Annotated in this window: 19 protein-coding genes and 2 pseudogenes; 14 read left to right on the forward strand and 7 right to left on the reverse strand. The window is 71.1% G+C overall.

The window, feature by feature from the left end:
* Nucleotides 1-4: 4 nt before the first annotated feature.
* From QQK49_RS23080 to QQK49_RS00340, 5 genes and pseudogenes are all read left to right on the forward strand, one after another.
* A pseudogene (locus tag QQK49_RS23080) lies at nucleotides 5-115 on the forward strand (hypothetical protein); the annotation flags it as partial.
* A 114-nt stretch (nucleotides 116-229) separates the two neighbouring features.
* Nucleotides 230-868, forward strand: coding sequence for a DUF7507 domain-containing protein (locus QQK49_RS00325; RefSeq protein ID WP_284302113.1), 639 nt, complete (start codon nucleotides 230-232; stop codon nucleotides 866-868).
* Nucleotides 869-893: 25 nt separating this feature from the next.
* Nucleotides 894-3,740, forward strand: a complete 2,847-nt coding sequence (locus QQK49_RS00330; RefSeq protein ID WP_284302114.1) for a DUF7507 domain-containing protein — start codon at nucleotides 894-896, stop codon at nucleotides 3,738-3,740.
* 20 nt (nucleotides 3,741-3,760) lie between these two features.
* The gene (locus QQK49_RS00335) at nucleotides 3,761-4,927 is read left to right on the forward strand and encodes a DUF7507 domain-containing protein (RefSeq protein ID WP_284302116.1); all 1,167 of its coding nucleotides are present in this window, start codon (nucleotides 3,761-3,763) and stop codon (nucleotides 4,925-4,927) included.
* Nucleotides 4,885-6,264: a DUF7507 domain-containing protein gene (locus tag QQK49_RS00340; RefSeq protein WP_431310502.1), complete on the forward strand. Its 1,380-nt coding sequence runs from the start codon at nucleotides 4,885-4,887 to the stop codon at nucleotides 6,262-6,264. Before QQK49_RS00335 ends, QQK49_RS00340 begins: the two co-directional genes overlap by 43 nt.
* A 44-nt stretch (nucleotides 6,265-6,308) precedes the next feature.
* Here QQK49_RS00340 and QQK49_RS00345 read toward each other — a convergent pair whose 3' ends face one another.
* Nucleotides 6,309-6,884 carry a GNAT family N-acetyltransferase gene (locus tag QQK49_RS00345; RefSeq protein ID WP_284302120.1) on the reverse strand — a complete coding sequence of 192 codons (576 nt, stop codon included), beginning with the start codon at nucleotides 6,882-6,884 and terminating at the stop codon, nucleotides 6,309-6,311.
* 30 nt (nucleotides 6,885-6,914) lie between these two features.
* Between QQK49_RS00345 and QQK49_RS00350 the strand changes: the two genes are divergently transcribed.
* A complete protein-coding gene (locus tag QQK49_RS00350) occupies nucleotides 6,915-7,538 on the forward strand; it encodes a flavin reductase family protein (RefSeq protein ID WP_284302121.1) in 624 nt (207 codons plus the stop codon).
* Nucleotides 7,539-7,598: 60 nt separating this feature from the next.
* Nucleotides 7,599-8,414 (forward strand): class I SAM-dependent methyltransferase, encoded by an 816-nt coding sequence (locus tag QQK49_RS00355; protein ID WP_284302123.1) that lies wholly within the window; start codon nucleotides 7,599-7,601, stop codon nucleotides 8,412-8,414.
* Nucleotides 8,415-8,417: 3 nt separating this feature from the next.
* Here QQK49_RS00355 and QQK49_RS00360 read toward each other — a convergent pair whose 3' ends face one another.
* The 6 genes from QQK49_RS00360 to QQK49_RS00385 form a co-directional block, all read right to left on the reverse strand.
* The gene (locus tag QQK49_RS00360; protein WP_284302124.1) at nucleotides 8,418-8,687 is read right to left on the reverse strand and encodes a hypothetical protein; all 270 of its coding nucleotides are present in this window, start codon (nucleotides 8,685-8,687) and stop codon (nucleotides 8,418-8,420) included.
* Between the two features lie 291 nt (nucleotides 8,688-8,978).
* On the reverse strand, nucleotides 8,979-9,173 hold the full coding sequence (locus QQK49_RS00365; RefSeq protein ID WP_284302126.1) for a hypothetical protein: 195 nt from the start codon (nucleotides 9,171-9,173) through the stop codon (nucleotides 8,979-8,981).
* Between the two features lie 75 nt (nucleotides 9,174-9,248).
* On the reverse strand, nucleotides 9,249-10,109 hold the full coding sequence (locus QQK49_RS00370) for a universal stress protein (protein WP_284302128.1): 861 nt from the start codon (nucleotides 10,107-10,109) through the stop codon (nucleotides 9,249-9,251).
* 82 nt (nucleotides 10,110-10,191) lie between these two features.
* The gene (locus QQK49_RS00375) at nucleotides 10,192-10,731 is read right to left on the reverse strand and encodes an AAA family ATPase (protein WP_284302130.1); all 540 of its coding nucleotides are present in this window, start codon (nucleotides 10,729-10,731) and stop codon (nucleotides 10,192-10,194) included.
* An 83-nt stretch (nucleotides 10,732-10,814) separates the two neighbouring features.
* Nucleotides 10,815-11,156 (reverse strand): cytochrome b5 domain-containing protein, encoded by a 342-nt coding sequence (locus QQK49_RS00380; RefSeq protein WP_284302133.1) that lies wholly within the window; start codon nucleotides 11,154-11,156, stop codon nucleotides 10,815-10,817.
* A gap of 57 nt (nucleotides 11,157-11,213) precedes the next feature.
* On the reverse strand, nucleotides 11,214-12,041 hold the full coding sequence (locus QQK49_RS00385) for a sulfurtransferase (protein ID WP_284302134.1): 828 nt from the start codon (nucleotides 12,039-12,041) through the stop codon (nucleotides 11,214-11,216).
* Nucleotides 12,042-12,202: 161 nt separating this feature from the next.
* On the opposite strand from QQK49_RS00385, the gene QQK49_RS00390 reads away from it, so the two are divergent.
* From QQK49_RS00390 to QQK49_RS00420, 7 genes and pseudogenes are all read left to right on the forward strand, one after another.
* Nucleotides 12,203-12,814: a GNAT family N-acetyltransferase gene (locus tag QQK49_RS00390; RefSeq protein ID WP_284302135.1), complete on the forward strand. Its 612-nt coding sequence runs from the start codon at nucleotides 12,203-12,205 to the stop codon at nucleotides 12,812-12,814.
* Nucleotides 12,811-13,668: a phosphotransferase gene (locus QQK49_RS00395; protein WP_284302136.1), complete on the forward strand. Its 858-nt coding sequence runs from the start codon at nucleotides 12,811-12,813 to the stop codon at nucleotides 13,666-13,668. Before QQK49_RS00390 ends, QQK49_RS00395 begins: the two co-directional genes overlap by 4 nt.
* A gap of 124 nt (nucleotides 13,669-13,792) precedes the next feature.
* Nucleotides 13,793-14,131, forward strand: a complete 339-nt coding sequence (locus QQK49_RS00400) for a VOC family protein (protein ID WP_284302137.1) — start codon at nucleotides 13,793-13,795, stop codon at nucleotides 14,129-14,131.
* Nucleotides 14,132-14,234: 103 nt separating this feature from the next.
* Nucleotides 14,235-15,152 carry a methylenetetrahydrofolate reductase gene (locus tag QQK49_RS00405; RefSeq protein ID WP_284302138.1) on the forward strand — a complete coding sequence of 306 codons (918 nt, stop codon included), beginning with the start codon at nucleotides 14,235-14,237 and terminating at the stop codon, nucleotides 15,150-15,152.
* A gap of 174 nt (nucleotides 15,153-15,326) precedes the next feature.
* Nucleotides 15,327-15,473 (forward strand): annotated as a pseudogene (locus QQK49_RS00410) (4a-hydroxytetrahydrobiopterin dehydratase); the annotation flags it as partial.
* 227 nt (nucleotides 15,474-15,700) lie between these two features.
* Nucleotides 15,701-15,934 carry a VOC family protein gene (locus tag QQK49_RS00415; RefSeq protein WP_284302139.1) on the forward strand — a complete coding sequence of 78 codons (234 nt, stop codon included), beginning with the start codon at nucleotides 15,701-15,703 and terminating at the stop codon, nucleotides 15,932-15,934.
* Nucleotides 15,935-15,942: 8 nt separating this feature from the next.
* On the forward strand, nucleotides 15,943-17,511 hold the full coding sequence (locus QQK49_RS00420) for an alpha-amylase family glycosyl hydrolase (RefSeq protein ID WP_284302140.1): 1,569 nt from the start codon (nucleotides 15,943-15,945) through the stop codon (nucleotides 17,509-17,511).
* Nucleotides 17,512-17,538 lie beyond the last annotated feature (27 nt).

Consider the following 17,538-nt stretch of genomic DNA (forward strand, 5'->3'; position numbering starts at 1 on the left):
GGTGGTGTCCGATGCCGCGTTGGGGATGGACCGCGCGAGCTGCGGTGACGCCAGGCTCGCCCCGGGTGCGACGACAGGGTGTACCGGAACGCACACGCTGACCCAGACCGAAATCGATGCCGGGGCCGTCACGAACACGGCGTCCGCCGCGGCCAAGACCCCGGTCGCACAGACGCCCACCGTCAGCGCCACGGCGTCGGCGACCACCCCGATCACCGCGACGTCGTCGATGACGCTCGACAAGGCCGGGCCCGCTCCTGTCGAGGACGCCCGGGCGGAGCAGACGATCGCCTACACGTTCACGGTCACCAATACCGGTGCGACGACGATCACCGACCTGACGATCGACGATCCACTTCTGGCCTCGGCCCCCAGCTGCACTCCCACGACACTCCTCCCGGGGGACGTCGCGAGCTGCACGGGGACGTTGACCCTGACCCAGGCCCAGGTGGACGCCGGATCGGTGACCAACCTGGCGACTGCTCGAGCGTCCACCACCCGCGCAGGAGAGCGCGTCTCCGTCCCGCCGGTCACGGACACCGTGACGACCACCCTCCGGTCGACCTCGGGAGTCTCGGTGACCGCCGAGGCGGGCACGCTCGTCGACACCGGTGCCGCAGGCGCCACGGCCGGTGACCAGATGCCCGTGACGATCACGGTCACCAACACCGGCACGGTCACCCTCACGAACGTGCGGCTCGACGATCCGAAGCTGGGTCTGACCGGGTTCGTGTGCACCGCAGGACCCCTCGCGCCGCAAGCGAGCGCCACCTGTTCGGTGCCTGCGTACGTCCTCACCCAGACCGACGTCGACGCCGGCGAGGTGAGCTTCGCTCGCGAAGGCGACGGCCTCGGCACCGAGCGGTGACACCACGGCCGACACCGCGTTGACCGTGCCGCTGACCATCGGTGCGCCGTCGTTCACGCTCGACAAGGTTGTGGGCGGGCTCGCCGACACCGACGGCGACGGTCGCGCCGACGTGGGCGAGCAGATCCCCTACATCTTCACCGTGACCAACACCGGCCCCGTGACCCTGACGACGGTGTCGATCGACGACCCGAAGGCCGGGTTGCAGGGCGCGGAATGTCTGACTGCGCCCCTCGCCCCGGGCCAGCAGGCACCTTGTGCCGCAGCGGGTGCCTACACGCTCGTCCAGGCCGACATCGAGATGGCCAAGGTCGACAACACCGCGACGGCGAAAGCGACCGCCACGAACGGAGCGAGCGCCCCGAGCGTCACCGACTCCGCGACCGTCGACCTCGTCGTCGCGAACTCGATCACCCTGGACAAGGCGAGCAACGGTGTCCTGGCCGGAACCGACGGCCGGGCCGACGCCGGTGACATGGTGCCCTACACCTTCACCGTGAAGAACACGGGACAGCAGACCGTGTCGGACGTGACGATCACGGACACCGCGCTCGGCATCATCGATGTCAAGTGCGCCGATGCGCTGGCTCCCGGCGCCTCGGTGACGTGCACGACCGGGGTCACACCCGGCATGTCGGTGCGCACCCTGACCCAGCCCGACATCGACGCCGGTCGGGTCGAGAACACGGCCACGGCCACGGCGACCCCGTCGACGGGGAACCCCGTGCAGGCGAGTGACGCCGTGTCGGTGCTGCTGGATCGGGTCGCCACCCTCGTCACGACCACCACCGTCACCGGCCCGGCCGACAATAACAACGACGGTCGCACCGGAGCCGGGGACACGGTCACGGTCACGATCACCCTGGAGAACACCGGCAACACGACCTTGACGGACGTGTCGGGCAGGGCGACCCTGCCCGACGGGAGCGTCGTCACCTGTGCACCGGACGGTGGAACCCTGACGCCCGGGAAGCCACACGAGTGCACCGTCACCTACACCGTCACTCAGAGCGACGCCGACGCCGGTCGGGTCGATGTCACGACCACCGCGTCCGGCACCGACCCCTCGGGCGCGGCGCAGACCGTCACCTCCGGCGGCTCGACCACCTGGACCTCCCCGAGCGGGATGAGCCTGGTCAAGACCGCGGGTGAGGTCGTCGACGCCGACGAGGACGGGATCGTCTCCGCGGGGGATACCGTCGCCTACTCGTTCCAGGTGACCAACACCGGCGCCACCACGCTGTCGGGAGTCATCATCGACGACCCGACGATCGGTCTCACCGGGTTCGGTTGCGGCACTGGTGTCCTCGCGCCCGGAAACTGGGCCGACTGTGGCCCGGTCGTCGTCGCGATCACCCAGCCGCAGATCGACGCCGGGATCGCGCAGAACACCGCCACGGCCGCCGCGACGACCCTCGCAGGGGACCCGGTCTCGGCGACGTCGAACCCGACCGACACGACACTCGCCGCCACCAACCGGTTCTCGATGATCAAGCGGGCGAGCGCGGTGGCCGACACCAATGGTTCCGGTCGCGCCGACGCCGGTGACCGCATCACCTACTCCTTCGAGGTGACGAACACCGGATCGCAGACCCTCACCGACGTCGCGATCGTGGACGCCAAGCTCGGGCTGAACGGGGTGCTGTGCGTCGCGCAGCTCGCACCGGGGACGACCACCGCGTGTGCCGCCCCTGCCGATTACGTCCTCACCCAGGACGACGTCGACGCCGGCGTCGTGTCGAACACCGCCTCCGCCGTGGCGACCCCACCCGGCGGTCCAGCACGCAGCGTGTCGGTCACCCCATCGACCTCCCTGTCCACGGCCACCCCCATCACCGTCCTCGCCTCGCTGACCCTGGAGAAGCAGGCTGGGCCGGTCACCGACGTCGACGCCAACGGACACGACGCCGGCGACACGGTCGTCTACACGTTCACGGTGACGAACAGGAGCAACGTCACGCTCTCGGCCGTTCAGATCGCCGACCCGATGCTCGCCGGCTCGACGATCACCTGCGAGTCGAACACCCTCGCACCCAGGGACGACACGACCTGCACCTCCGCGCCGTACGAGATCACCCAGGACCAGGTCGACGCCCGCCGGGTGGACAACGAGGCCACGGTCTCGGCGCAGACCCCCGCCGGTGCGACGGTCACCAGCTCACCTGCGGTGTCCGGGCTGGATCTCACCCCGATCACCGGCGTGTCGGTCGAGACCATCCCCACGTGCAGCGACGAGCCCTGCGGCGTGGGTGACCAGGTGACCTACACGGTGGAGATCACCAACACCGGCACGACGACGCTGGATTCGGTGACCGTCAGCGACCCCGCGGGCGGCACGTTCACCTGCCCCGGCCCCATCGCCCCGGGCGCGCCGCCCTCCCGCTGTCAGGTGCCCACCCCGCACACGGTCACGCAGGACGACGTCGACCGTGGGGACGTCACCACCTCCGTGACGGTCACCGCCACCGCCGGGACGGCCACGGTCACGACCGGGTCGACCAGCACGATCACGCTCACCTCGAGCGCGAGTGTCGAGTTGGGCAAGTCGGTCCGCACCCTGCGCGACACCGACGACTCCCGTGGGTACACCGCCGGCGACGAGATCGCGTGGACGTTCACGGTGACCAACACCGGCACCCGCACCTTGGCCGCCGCCACGATCGCCGACCCGCTTCTCGGCATCACCGGCTATCTCTGCGCTGCCGACCTCGCACCCGGGGATGCCGGGGAGTGCGTCACGCCCACCTACCGCCTCACCACAGCCGATGTCGATGCCGGAACGGTGACGAACGCGGCCACGGTCACGGGCGTCCCTGCCGGCGCCGGCGGCGGTGACCCGGCGACGGCCGAGGCCACGTCGGTCACACCCTGACCGAGTTCCCGACGCTCGAGATGACCAAGACCGCGACGATCTCGTCCGACGCGAACGGCGATGGGATGCTCTCGGCCGGTGACGCGGTGACCTACACGTTCTCGGTCACCAACCGCGGACCGGCCCAGGTCAGCGCCCCCGAGGTGACCGACCCGCTCCTGGCGTCGCGCGGCATCACCGCGACCTGCCCGGCCGGTCCGATCGCTGCGGGGAGCTCGGTGACGTGCACGTCCTCGGCCCCCATGACGGCCACCGAACGCGACGTGAGCACCACCACGCTCGAAAACCGCGCGTCGGTGCAGGCACTGACAGCCCAGGGCAACCGCACCCCCGTTGCCTGGGCCTACCAGTCAGCGCCGGTGGCGGTTCCGACACTGTCCCTGACCAAGAGCGCGACCCTCGAGCACGACGGGATGACGGCCGACGCCGCCGACGAGGGTGACACCGTGCGGTACACGTTCAGGGTCGTCAACACCGGCACGGTGCCGCTGACCGGTGTCGCCATCGACGATCCGTTGCTCGCCGCGGCCTCGATCGCCGTCACCTGCGAGACGACGGACCTCGCGCCGGGCGCCTCCACCCCGTGTACCGCCGCCGGCGACTACACGGTTCGGGCCCCCGACATCGCCGAGGGACTGCTGCGCAACGTCGCGACGGCGACCGGCACCGCCACCGGCGGCCTGAGCGCCCGCAGCGACAACGCCAAGGCCGACATCGTCGGTGGCCAGACGGCCGAGGCCGAGCTCGACCTGCGCAAGTACGCGCGGCGTGCCGGGCTCCTGCCCGATGCCCCGCTGGTGCGTGGCCAGGAGGTCACCTACGGCTTCATCGTCGTCAACACCGGCACCGTTCGGGTCGACGACATCACGGTCGCGGACCCGATGCTGACCGGCCCCATCACGTGTGCCGCCACGACCCTGGAGCCGGGCGGCTCCACCACGTGCGCGGCGGACGCTCCCTACCTCGTCACCGCGGCCGACGTCACGGCTGCGAAGGTGACCAACACCGCGACGGTCAGCGGCCGCCCCGAACAGGGGCCCGCCCTCGATGTGACCGGCTCCGGGTCGATCACCATTCCGGCCGAGGCCAGGAGCTCGACATCGTCAAGACCGCGGCGCTCGGTGAGGACCGCGGGTTCCCGGGATTGGCCGACCCCGGCGATGTCATCCGCTACACGTTCCGGGTGACGAACCTCGGCACGACCGCCGCCACCGTGATCGTCAAGGATCGGCTGCTCGAGGAGTCGAACACCCCGATCACGTGCGCGACGACGCAGCTGGGCGCGCAGGAGGACACGACCTGCACCGCCGACTACGTGGTGCCGGAGGAGCAGCCGCAGTCGACAGGCGTCACCGAGTTGACCAACACCGCACTCGTCCAGGGCACCACGGTTGAAAACCCGGTCCCCATCCCCGAGGCCGGTGACGACGCCGAGGCCCTCATCGCTCCGGCCGCGCTCGCCCGGGTCCGCATCCTCATGGGGTACAGCGCACTCGACCGCGACGGCGACGGGCGGCTCGGCCTCGGTGACGGCGTGGTCTTCGACTACACCGTCACCAACACGGGCAACGTGCCGTTGACCGAGGTGACCGTCACCGATCCGCGAGTGACGGCCGCCGGGTTCGAGGTGGCGTGCGACGAGACGACCCTGGATCCGGGACAGCAGACGAGGTGCCGCGCGAGTGGTCCCTACACGGTGACCGCGGCCGACGTCACCCGAGGATTCCTCGTGGACATCGCGACCGTCACCGCCGGCTCGGAGTACGAGTTCGCGCCGCCGCCACCGGACGAGGCGAGCGTCACCATTCCGTTGGCCCAGGCTGCACCCGTCGACCCCGTCGATCCTCCGACGCCCGCCCCGACGCCCGCCCCGACGCCCGCCCCGATGCCGACCCCTGGACCGACGTCGACCCCTGGACCGACGTCGACGCCCGGACCGACCCCCACCCCCGCGCCGAGTCCGACGTCGGGCCCACCTGATTCACACGACGGCCCGGATGAGGACACCACCTCGCGCCCCTCGCAGAACCCGCCCCGGGAGGAGGTGGACGGGCCGCGTCGGACGACGGACCGCCGGGCCCCGACGACGGATCACCGGCGTCCGACCACGCGTACCGAGGTGCGCCGCCCCGCGCCTCGAACGGAGCACGTCCCGGTCACCGACCCCTGTGTCCGCACGCCCGTCCGCAAGGGAACCGCGATCTGGCGGGCCAAGACCGAGGCGATCGAGTGCCCGGATCGACCCCGCACGTCCACCTCCTCCGGTGACGACTCCTCCGGTGACCAGGGGTGGGAGGCGCTCCCGCAGGCTCCGGCCGATCCGGATGCCTCCGTCGGAGGCGACGCGGACGCGCTCGGCACTCACCCGACCGGGCGAGACGCGCTGCCGTGGCCCGAGGCCGTGGCGCAACTGCCCGTCGTGCTGTTCACCGTGCTGACACTGCTCGGCACGCTCGTCGTGGTGCGCCGTCGATACGAGGAGTCGAAACGTCGCGACGACGCGGACGGCGACGGCGACGCGTAGACGGCGATGACGGGGGCGGAGCTGTGGGTGTGCGCCCGGGTGCGTCACGTCGTGTGCCGTGCCACATCCCCGACGTCCGGTCCTGGCCGGATCACCGAGTACACGTACACATCCCGACGTTCGGCGCCGATCTGCTGCCACGAGCGCAGGAGCCCCTCGCGTTCGTACCCGCAGGCCTCCGCGGCGCGCCAGGACGCCTCGTTCCACGGTTCGATGTGCAGTTGCAGGCGGTGGATCTCGCCCAGGCCCATCGCCCAGGTCGTCAAGGTACTCAAGGCCGCCCGCAGGTAGCCGCGTCGTCGGTGGTGCGTCGCCACCCAGTAACCGGCGGTCGAGCGTCCCGAGCTGATCCCGACCGTCCAGAGTCCGATCTGGCCCACGGCCTCGTCGGAGGTGGTGTCGGCGATGGCGAAGGAGTACCCCAGGCCGCGGCGCACGCGATCGTTCTGGCGGATGATGAAGTCGAGGGCGTCCTGAGGGTCGCTGCTGGTCGGCACGGTCGTGATGAGGGGGATGAGCGGGTCGTCCGCCACCGCGCGGATCAGGGGCGCGTCGCGTTCGGCGAACGGCCGCAGGGTGACGACCGGGCCCGCCAGCGTGGGAATGTGCTCGGGGAGCATGACCCAGTGTCGCCTCCTACACTCCGCGACATGACGTTTCGCGAGATCGACATGGCCGCACTGGGCGAGTCCGACGAGCGGGCACCGTACCGGCTGCTCAACTCGGTCGTCGTACCGCGCGCCATCGCCTGGGTGTCCAGCCGTTCGGGTGACGGCGTGGACAACCTCGCACCCCACTCCTTCTTCACGGTGGCGTGCGCGGAGCCGCCGATGCTGGCGTTCACCTCGATCGGGGCCAAGGACACCCTGCGCAACGTCCGCGAGACCGGCGAGTTCATCGTGCACGTGGCCGCGCGGGAGTTGATGGGCGCCGTCAACCGGACCGGTGCCGGGCAGCCCGCCGACGTCAGCGAGTTCGACGACGCCGGACTCGACCGCGCCCCCGGACACGCCGTGTCGGTCCAGAGGGTCGCCGCATCGCCGGCGGCGTTCGAATGCGTCCTGCACCAGATCGTCGACCTGGGCACGAGCGCGATGATCATCGGGCGCGTCGTCCACGCGGCGGTGCGCGAGGACGTGTTCACCCACCCCAAGTACCCCGATCACCCGAGCTTCGATCGACTCCAACCCCTCGCCCGGCTGGGGCTGTCCGAATGGGCCCTGCCCGGCGAGGTCGTCACCCTCAAGCGCCCGTCCTGGGGCGTCGACACCTGACGCTCGGGGACGACCCGAGGCTCCGCGGGCCGATGCTCGGCGGGCCGGTACCGTCGACGGATGGGCGACCACTTCGACCATCAGGGTCACTACACGCACGGTCACGGCGAGGCGACCCTCGCGTCGCACGCCGCACGCACGGCGGCGAACTCCGCCGCGTACCTCCTCCCGCATCTGCAGCCAGGGATGCGCCTGCTCGACATCGGGTGCGGGCCGGGCACGATCACCCTCGACCTGGCACAGGTCGTCGCGCCGGGTGAGGTCGTCGGGGTCGACTCCGCCGAGACCGCGCTGACGGCCGCCCGCGACGAGGCCGCGCGCCGGGGCGACACCACCACGCGGTTCGACCTCGGCGACGTGGCCTCGCTGCCGTTCGAGGAGGACTCCTTCGACGTCGTCCACGCCCACCAGGTGCTGCATCACCTCGCCGACCCTGTCGCCGCCCTGCGCGAGATGCGGCGGGTCTGCCGCCCGGGCGGGTGGATCGCCGTCCGCGACGCCGACTACTCCGGCATGGCGTGGTACCCGCCGACGCCGGGATTGGAGGTGTGGCGGCGCCTGTTCAGCGAGGTCCAGCGCGCGCACGGTGCCGAGCCCGACGCAGCCCGGCGTCACCGGCGCTGGGCGCGCGAGGCGGGCCTGGCCGAGCCCCGCATCACCACGTCGACGTGGACGTACGCCGACCCCGAGTCCTGCTCGTGGTGGGCCGACGGTCAGGCGACGAGGTACGGCGCGGCGACGTTCACCGACCAGGCCCGTGAGATCGGTGCGAGTGAGGAGGACCTCGAGGCGGTCGTGCAGGGGTGGCGCTCCTGGGGCGCGGACCCCGACGCGTGGTTCGTCATGGTGCACGGAGAACTGCTGGCGCAGGGGTGAGGCTCACGCCTCGGCGTCGATGAGCAGCCCCTTGTCGAACATGCCGAACAGCGACGACGGGCCGAGACGCCGTGCGGCGAGCAGGAATCCGAGGCCCTTGCCGCTGCGGAGGGAGTCGAGCAGCTCCCGCGGCGGCATCCGCAACAGGCGGCTGAGGCGTCCGAGCCCCTCACGCTGAACGGGGGTGATGTTGTCCGACAGCAGCCCGGACTTGAGCTCCGGGTTGTCGAACCCGCCCTCCTGCTTGCCGCGCTGAGGGGTCTTTCCGGGCATGCCGACAGGCGCCGGAGCCCCGACTCCCGACACGCTGCTGGTGGCGGCAGTCGTGACGGCCGACGCGCGCGTCGGATCGACGCCCTCAACACCTGCCACGGTCACGCCCTCCCATCGGCGCGTGACCGCCCGTCCCCAGCTTCTCGGGCGAACGTTCTCGCCACTCCCACCTCGGACAGCAGGGAAGGTCTCGAACAGCCGCGCACGCCCTACGGTTTCGCCCTCACCGGCTGTTTCAGGTCGGTCAGGACGGTGGGACCAGGCCGAGGATGTCCGCTCATCCCGGCGGGGTCAGGAATGCAGGGTGGGGTTCGGTCGGCCATCGGTCCGGCGGCCCGCGACCCACCACATGAGGACCCATACGGCGGCGATCATCGGGCCCCCGATAATGGCGTACCGTCCCTTGTCCCCGTCGAGGAGTGCGAAACCCAAGCCGAAGGCGATGGTGAGCAGTACGGCGATGGTGTACGCGGTGCGCTGGGTCATGCCGACAGACTGTCAGTCTCGCACCACAGGCACCCCTGACGGATGTCACCTCCGCGGAGTGCGATTTCGCGCAGATCAGCGGACGACCACCACAGGGATCTCCGAGCGGTGGATGAGCTGGTGACTCACCGAGCCCAGGAGCAGCCCGGAGAACCCGCCGCGGCCACGGCTCCCGACGATGAGGGCCGTCGCGTCCCTCGTCGCCTCGAGGAGCGCGACGGCGGGATCGCCGTGGAGCAGTCGGGTCGACACGTCGAGGTCGGGATGCTGCTCGCGGATCTCCTCCGCGATGCCGTCGATCATCTCGCGCGTCGCGTCGCGGACCGCGTCGGCGCCGGTCTGCAGCGTGGACAGTGCCCACCCCTCACCCAGGCCGACGAGGACCTGGTCCTGCCACGCCGAGGCGACGACCAGCGGCAGCGCGAAGCGGCGCGCCCACTCGGCGGCGGTCGTCACGGCGTGCCGGGAGGCGGTGGAACCATCGACGCCGACGACCAGGGGACCGGCCCACTCGTGCGGCTCCGGCCCCACGACGACGACGGGACAGGGCGCGTGCCCGGAGAGCTGGACCGCCACCGATCCCAAGAAGGCGGAGGCGAATTCGCGATGGTGCCGGTGGCCGACGACGATGATGTCCTCGGCGGTCGCGCTGACGATGAGGGCGCCCGGGACGGGCCCGAGGACGACCTTCGACTCGACCTCGACCGCCCCCTGCGCGCGGGCTCGCTGTTCCCCCTCGATCATGACGTCGCGGTACCACTCCTCGACCTCGGCCTGGGTCGGCCGGGTGAAGCTGACGTACGTGGCGACGTCGACCGTGGGGTTGTCGAAGGCGCTGACGATGAGGAGTGGTTCGCGGCTGCGGGCGGCCAGGCGGGCGGCGGCCTCCAGGGCCGGGACCGCGTCCGTGCTTCCGGTGTAACCGACGATGATCATGACGACCTCCGACCTGGGGTGACGGTCACCCACCGCGTGGTCGCAGCGACGCCGGTACGTGGCCGTCGGCGTCTTTCCGAGTCTAGACCCGTATCGCCCGGCCGTCGTGAAGTCCGTCGACGACGGCGTCGACGGTCTCCTCGACCGACTGGTGCGTGGAGTCGACCCAAAGGCCGAGGTCGCGGAACTCCTCGAACTCCCGCGCCACCCAGTCGAACTGGTCGCCGATCCGCTTGGTCCCGCGCGCGGCGTCGCGGGCGAGACTCACCGAACGTTGCGGGTCGAGGTGGACGTAGGCGAGCCGGCGGGGCGCCACCGCCGTCGCGAAGGTGCGCAGCAGCGACGGGATGAGCAGCGAGTCGACGACGACGGTGAAGCCCGCGTCGGAGAAGTTGATCGCGAGGGCGGCGATGTTGCGCCACCGCAGGTCGAGCTGCCGCCACGACTCGTCCTCGGGCTCCTCACCCGGCCCGACACACCCGCTGACCGTCATCGTGTGCTGCAGGTGGTCACCCTCGATCACGGCGGCCCGGGGCAACCGCGCGGCCACAGCCGTCGAGACCGTCGTCTTGCCGGAGCCCGGCAGGCCGTTGATCAGCACGATCAGGGGTTCGTCCGACACAGGGACAGGCTAGCCCGGGTGAGCCTGTCACCTGCCGGGCGCCGGGCGATCAGCGCCGCACGGCCTGGTCCTGGGCGAGTGCCTCAGCCCGACAGCGTCCCGATGCGGAAGGAGGAGAGTCGCTCGGTCGGGGCGACATCGCCGTCGTGCTGGCCGGTGAAGTCCTGGGTGCCGTCCTTGCCGCACAGGTTCTTGATCCGGTCCTCACCGCCGGGGTGCTGACCGATCCACCGCGTGACGTCGTAGACGCCGCCGTCGATGACGGTCCAGCACGAGTCGGCGTTGCCGTGCTGGGCGACCTGCTCCATCGTGTAGCTCTCCGTGGGGGAGGGGGCGGCCGGGTTCGGCGGCGCGGAGGGGGCCGAGCCACACGCGGCGAGGAGTCCGGAGAGGGCGAGGGCTGCCAGGAGCGAAACACGTTTCACGAGATGTCCTTTCGGGCGTCGTCGACCACCACCGTAAGGCGATCGGCGTCGCGCATGTCAGCGGTCGGTCCGCGCGATTCGGTCCGGCGCACGCGTGGCCCACTCGCTCCAGGAGCCGTCGTAGAGACGCGCCTCGGTGCCGGCCACCTCGGCGGCGAGCGCGACCACGCAGGCCGTGACGCCCGATCCGCAGCTCACCACGAGCTCCTGCCCGGGAGCGACCGTGCTCTCGACCGCCGCCACCAACTGCTCCCGGCTGCGGAACCGGCCGTCCTCCAGCAGGTCGGTGAAGGGGAGGTTGACCGAGCCCGGCATGTGCCCCGAGTCGATGCCCGGGCGCGGCTCCGGGTCGGTGCCCGCGAATCGGCCACGGCTGCGGGCATCGACGACGGCCGTCCCCGGGTCGTCGAGGAGCTGATCGACCTGGGCGAGATCGACGACGTGTGGCGCGAACGGCCGCGCGGTGAACGTTCCCGGCTCGGGCGGGGCGTCGTCGGTCCACGGTTCGGTGTCGAGGCCGGCCGCCACCCAGGCCGGGAGGCCGCCGTCGAGGACGGACGTGCCCTCGTGCCCCGCGGTCCGCAACATCCAGCGGGCGCGCGGGCTCGAGAAGATGCCGGCCGCGTCGTACACGACGACCCGGGTGTGCGGCGAGATGCCGAGCCGCCGACAGTTCTCGGTGAACACCTCCGGCGTCGGGAGCGAATGCGGCAGACCGGTCGTGAGGTCGGACATCTCGCCGTCGAGATCGAACCGGCGGGCGCCGGGGATGCGTCGTGACTCCTCGCGCTCCGGGCCGACGCTCGCATCGAGGACGAGCAGGTCGGGGTCGCGCAGATGCTCGCTCAGCCAGGTGACATCGTCGACGGCAGGTGTCTCTCCCATAGGGGCAACCGTAGGAGGTCGGGCGGCGGTGACGCAGCGATCCGCGCTCCTCGGCGTTGTCGGGCGGCCGGCGAGCGTGGCACCCCCGCGCTCCGGTGGCGGAGGCGCGTCCATCGAAACGCGGTGGCCCTCGACCGGGCTCGTGCGACACCATCGGAGTCGTGACGTCGACCCCGTGGCCCATGCGTGTCGGATCGATCCTCCTGCGGGAGGCGACCGCCGCCGACATCGACACCCTCTACTCCTTCCGCACGCTGCCCGAGGTCAACCGGTGGATGCTGCGGACCTCCGTCGACCCCGACACGTTCCGCCGCGAGTGGCTCGCCGTGCCCGACAGCGAGACCGAGTTCTCCTGCGTCGCCGAGGCGGACGGTGAGCTCGTCGCGATCGGGTTCCTCGACATCGAGGACGGCATGGGACAACCAGGCATGCCGACGGGCACCGAGGCCGGGATCGGCTACCTCGTGCGGCCCGAGGCGTCGGGGCGAGGAGTGGCGAGCGCGGTCGCCCGCGGGTTGGTGAGCGCGGCGTTCGACCACCTGGGGATCCGGCGGGTGACGGCCGGGTGCTACGCCGACAACGTGGCCTCCGCGCGGGTGCTCGAGAAGGTGGGGATGCGGCGCGAACAGCACGGCGTGCAGGACAGTTGGCACGCCGAACTGGGCTGGGTCGACGGCTACACCTACGCGATCCTCGCCGAGGAGTGGGCGGCGAGCGCAGCGAACAGAGGTCCGGGGTGGCCGGCGTCCGAGATGGACGATCGGACGACATGATGGAAGAACGCCTGGAGGGTGGTCACACCACCGAGGTCGTGCGTGTGGGTGACACGGTGCGGCGTCCGGTCGGTGCGTGGACGCCCGCCGTCCACGCGCTCCTGAGGCATCTCATCAGCGTGGGGTTCGACGGCGCGCCTCAGGTGCTGGGCGTGGACGACAGGGGCCGGGAGGTCCTGGGATTCGTCGAGGGCGAGGTGGGCACGTTGTCCCCGGACTCCCCGCTGCCGCCGTGGTTCCGCACGCCCCACGCCTGCCGCGCGGTCGGGCGGTGGATCCGGTCCTTCCAGGAGGCGCAGCGAGGATTCCGCCCCGATGTCGCCCACCCGTGGCGTCGCTCACCCGGTGTCGACCTCGGCCCGGGCCAGGTGGTCGTGCATCACGACGTCTCCCCCTACAACACTGTGCGCACCGCCGCCGGGTCGATCGTGATCCTCGACTGGGACTTCGCCAGGCCTGGTGACCCGATCGAGGAGATCGCGTGGGCCGCGTGGAGGTGGGCTCCACTGTGTGCGGGCACGTGGTGGCACGCCGAGTACGGCATCGAGGCCGCCGAGGACGTCCCGGCCCGGCAACGCGAGAATCTGGCGGCGCTCCTCGACGGTTACGGCGCCGACGATCAGCAGCGGAGGCGGCTCGCCGACGCCATCACCGCCCAGATGACGGGCCACGCGGACGACCTCGAGGACATGGCCCGCACGGACCCGGCGTTCGCCACCCTCATCGACCGTGGCTACGCCGACGCCGCCCGTGCGGATGCCGCATGGTGGGCGGAATCGTCACTCCGGCGGGACGTCGATACAGGGACGACGCGCCTCCGGTGGGACGAGGTGCGTCCGGCCGACCGGTGGTGACGTCAGGAGGTGTCCGTTCCCGCTGGTGGGGCCGATGATCCCGGGCCCGTCGTGCGGTGGGGCCTCGGCGGCTTATCGTTTTGTGCATGGGACCCGTCGGCAGGCTCACTCAGGTGACGTTCGAGTGTGCCGACCCCCGGCGTTGGCGGAGTTCTGGCGCGCCGTCCTCCAACTCGAGCCCGCCACCGGTGACGAGAACCGGCAGACCCTGGAATGGGAACCCGTGGAGCGTCTGACGTTCCACCGGGTCGAGGGATACCGGCCGCCGGAATGGCCCGGCCTGTTCGGCGAGCAGCAGTCCCACTTCGACCTCCTCGTCACGGACTTTCCCGACGCCTGTGCCCGGGTGGAGGACGCCGGCGGCAGAGCGCTCAGCCCGGTCTTGGAACCGGGTCCGCAGGCCTGGCGCATCTACGCCGATCCCGAGGGCCACCCGTTCTGCCTGGTGTCGACGCCGGAGTAACCGGTACCTCTGGCGCGAGCACGTCCGGCGCCGCCTTCAGGAGCGCTTCCCGCACGCCGGACGCCCCGATCCGCCGTCGCGCGGCGTTGCGTAGCCTTCGCTGGTGGCCGATTTCGCAAGTGCTCTGAACGACCGTGACGTCCTGCTCCTCTTCGGGCTGACCCCGCCGCGCGCGTCGGTCACGGCGGAGAAGGCGGACCAGATCGCGGAGGTGACCCTCCGGCGGCTCGAGGGCATGCCGCTCGACGGGCTCGTCCTCTACGACCTCGACGACGAGAGCGACCGCACCGAGGAGGAGCGTCCCTTCCCCTTCATGCGCACGATGGACCCGGCGGACTTCCTCGCCGACCACCTGACCGGTTGGAGCGAGGCCGCCGTCGTCTACCGCAGCGTCGGCAAGTACACGCCCGAGGAGCTGACGACCTGGCTCGACTCGGTGCCGCCGGGGCAGCCCACCGTCATGGTGGGGGCGTCGACCTCGGGCAAGCAGGTGCGTACGAACCTGCCCGAGGCCCAGGCGTTGTGCCGGTCGCGGCGCCCCGACGTCCCCCTCGGCGCCGTCGCCATCCCCGAACGGCACAAGGAGAAGTCGAACGAGCACGAGCGCCTCATCGCCAAGCAGGAGGCGGGGGTCTCGTTCTTCGTCACCCAGGTGGTCTACGACGTCACCGCCGCCAAGAACCTCGCCTCCGACTACGTGTACGCCTGTCGCGACCGCGGACTCGAGCCGGCGCGGATGGTGTTCACGTTGTCGCTGTGCGGCTCGACCAAGACGCTGCAGTTCCTCCAGTGGCTCGGCGTCGACGTGCCCCGGTGGGTGCAGAACGAACTGACGAACTCGCGGGACCCGCTCGGGTTGTCGGTGGTGCACGCCCTGGACACCGCGCGTGAGCTGCGGGCCTTCTGCGCCCACCTCGGACTGCGGTGCGGGTTCAACGTCGAGAGCGTCTCGACCCGCCGCGCCGAGATCGAGGCCGCGGTGCACGTCGCCCGTCAGATCGCCTTCGAGATGGGCGACTGAGAAGACTGAAACCTGAACGCCCCGCTCCGGTTTCGGTGGATGCGGGGCATGTGGGTGCGCGCTCGGGCAAGGGTTGTCGGTGGTGAGTGACACGGTGAGGTCATGAGTGATCCGAAGCGCACACTGACCGCGACCGAGGTGACCGAAGCCGGGATCGAGGACTGGCGGCAGCTGATGGGCCGCATCACGGCACGGTTTCGCACCAAGGACTTCGCCACGGGCCTCGAGCTCGTGGCCAAGATCGGGGAGGCCGCCGAGGCGGCGAACCATCATCCCGACCTCACCCTCGTGTACACCGACGTCGTCGTGACGCTCTCCAGCCACGACGTCGGGGGCCTCACCAGCCGCGACATCAAGCTCGCGCGGCAGATCAGCGGGTTCGCCCGTGAACTCGGTGTGCGGGCCGACGTCGCGGGTCTCACCCAGCTCGAGATCGGGCTGGACACTACGGCCGGCGCCCGTCATGCGCCCCTGTACGCCGCCTTGTTGGGGGCGAAGGTCGTCGAGGGAGAGCCCGTCGACCCCACCGGGCAGGTGCCGACGCTCTGGTGGCAGGGGCCTGCAGAGCAGGAGGGGAGTACCCGCACATCCCCGAACCCGAGGTGGAGCAGCGGTGGCACTTCGACGTGTGGGTGCCGATCGACGAGGCGCAGCGACGCCTGGCCGCGGTGCTCGACGCCGGAGGCCGGCTCGTCAGCGACGCCGCCGCCCCGGCGTACTGGGTCATCGAGGACGTCGACGGCAACCGGTCCTGCATCTGCACGGCCGCCGAACGCGACTGACACGACCGGTGAAACGCCCGTTCCCCGCCGGGGCCGTCGGTTATCAGGTGTACGTGCGGTCCTTCGCCGACTCGGGCGGTGACGGGGTGGGCGACCTGGGAGGCGTCCTTTCCCGACTCACCTACCTGGGCGACCTCGGGGTGGACGCCGTGTGGCTCAGCCCCGTCCAGCCGTCGCCGCAGGTCGACCACGGCTACGACGTCTCCGACTACACGGGCATCGACCCCCTCTTCGGCGACCTCCCGCAGTTCGACGAGATCGTCACGCAGGCGCACCGGCTCGGCATCCGGGTACTGCTCGACCTCGTCCCCAACCACTGCTCCGACCGACACCCCCTGTTCCAGGAGGCGCTCGCCGCCGCACCCGGCTCCCCAGAGCGGGCGATGTTCCACTTCAGACCCGGTTCGGGGTCGCGTGGCGAGCAGCCGCCGAACAACTGGACCAGCGTGTTCGGCGGCCCGGCGTGGACCAGGGCTCCCGACGGCTCCGGGGAGTGGTACCTGCACCTGTACACGCCCCAGCAGCCCGACTGGAACTGGGTCGAGCCGGCGGTGGCCGACTTGTTCGAGGGGGTGCTGCGCTTCTGGCTCGACCGAGGCGTCGACGGATTCCGGGTCGACGTCGCCCACGGACTCGTCAAACGCGCGGGCTATCCCGGGCTGGCACAGGTCGTCGACTCGATGGACGGGCTGCGGTCCAACGAGCACGTGTGCGATCTCGAGGAGGTCCACGACGTCTACCGGCGCTGGCGCCGCGTCCTGGAGGAGTACAGCCCGCCCCGGCACCTCATCGGTGAGGTCAACCTCGCGCCCGAACGGTCGTGGCGCTACGCCCGGCCCGACGAACTGGACCAGGTGTTCACGTTCGGCCTGTGGCGCCTCGGGTGGGACGCCGCGTCCTGGCTGGAGTCGCTGACCGCCGCCCAGAGCGTCACCGATCTCGCAGGGGCACCGGCCGCCTGGACACTGGAGAACCACGACCTGCCCCGGGCGGCCACCCGCTTCGGCGGCGGTGAGATCGGTCGGCGTCGCAGCCTCGCAATGACGGCGTTCCTCCTGGGCCTGCCCGGCTCGGCCTACCTCTACCAGGGACAGGAACTCGCGCTGCCGAACGCCGTGATTCCCGCGGAATCACGCACCGATCCGGCCGCGCCCGGAGGCCTGCCTCTCGGCCGCGACGCCGCGCGCGTGCCGCTGCCGTGGACGTCGCACGGACCGAGCCTGGGATTCAACCGAACCGGACGGACGTGGTTGCCCCAGCCGGCGGAATGGGCCGATCTGTCGGTGGCTGCGCAGGAGGCCGACCCGGAGTCGGCACTGTCGGTCGTCCGCCGCGCTGTCGAGACGCGTCGACGACTGGCGGATGACCACCCGGGGTGGTCCACCTCGACCGCCCGGTTCGAGCTGTCGGGCGAGGTGGTGATCGCGCGCACCGACGTCGTGAGCGTCGCCATCACGATGGGTGAGACGTCTTGGCGATGCGATGAGAGGGACGTCGTGTTCGCCACCGCACCCGTGGTCGACGGACGCGTGCCGCCGGACACCACGGTGTGGCTCGCCGAGGCCGAGACGTCGTGACCGGTCGTCGCGGACGTGCCGGGCCGT

Source organism: Mobilicoccus caccae (genome assembly GCF_030161635.1).
Classification (GTDB): domain Bacteria; phylum Actinomycetota; class Actinomycetes; order Actinomycetales; family Dermatophilaceae; genus Mobilicoccus; species Mobilicoccus caccae.

Coding starts and splice junctions, on each gene's coding strand:
- QQK49_RS00325 (WP_284302113.1), top strand. CDS start 230: ATGACGCTCGACAAGGCCGGGCCCGCTCCTGTCGAGGACGCCCGGGCG.
- QQK49_RS00335 (WP_284302116.1), top strand. CDS start 3,761: ATGACCAAGACCGCGACGATCTCGTCCGACGCGAACGGCGATGGGATG.
- QQK49_RS00345 (WP_284302120.1), bottom strand. CDS start 6,884: ATGCTCCCCGAGCACATTCCCACGCTGGCGGGCCCGGTCGTCACCCTG.
- QQK49_RS00350 (WP_284302121.1), top strand. CDS start 6,915: ATGACGTTTCGCGAGATCGACATGGCCGCACTGGGCGAGTCCGACGAG.
- QQK49_RS00355 (WP_284302123.1), top strand. CDS start 7,599: ATGGGCGACCACTTCGACCATCAGGGTCACTACACGCACGGTCACGGC.
- QQK49_RS00360 (WP_284302124.1), bottom strand. CDS start 8,687: ATGCCCGGAAAGACCCCTCAGCGCGGCAAGCAGGAGGGCGGGTTCGAC.
- QQK49_RS00365 (WP_284302126.1), bottom strand. CDS start 9,173: ATGACCCAGCGCACCGCGTACACCATCGCCGTACTGCTCACCATCGCC.
- QQK49_RS00370 (WP_284302128.1), bottom strand. CDS start 10,109: ATGATCATCGTCGGTTACACCGGAAGCACGGACGCGGTCCCGGCCCTG.
- QQK49_RS00385 (WP_284302134.1), bottom strand. CDS start 12,041: ATGGGAGAGACACCTGCCGTCGACGATGTCACCTGGCTGAGCGAGCAT.
- QQK49_RS00395 (WP_284302136.1), top strand. CDS start 12,811: ATGATGGAAGAACGCCTGGAGGGTGGTCACACCACCGAGGTCGTGCGT.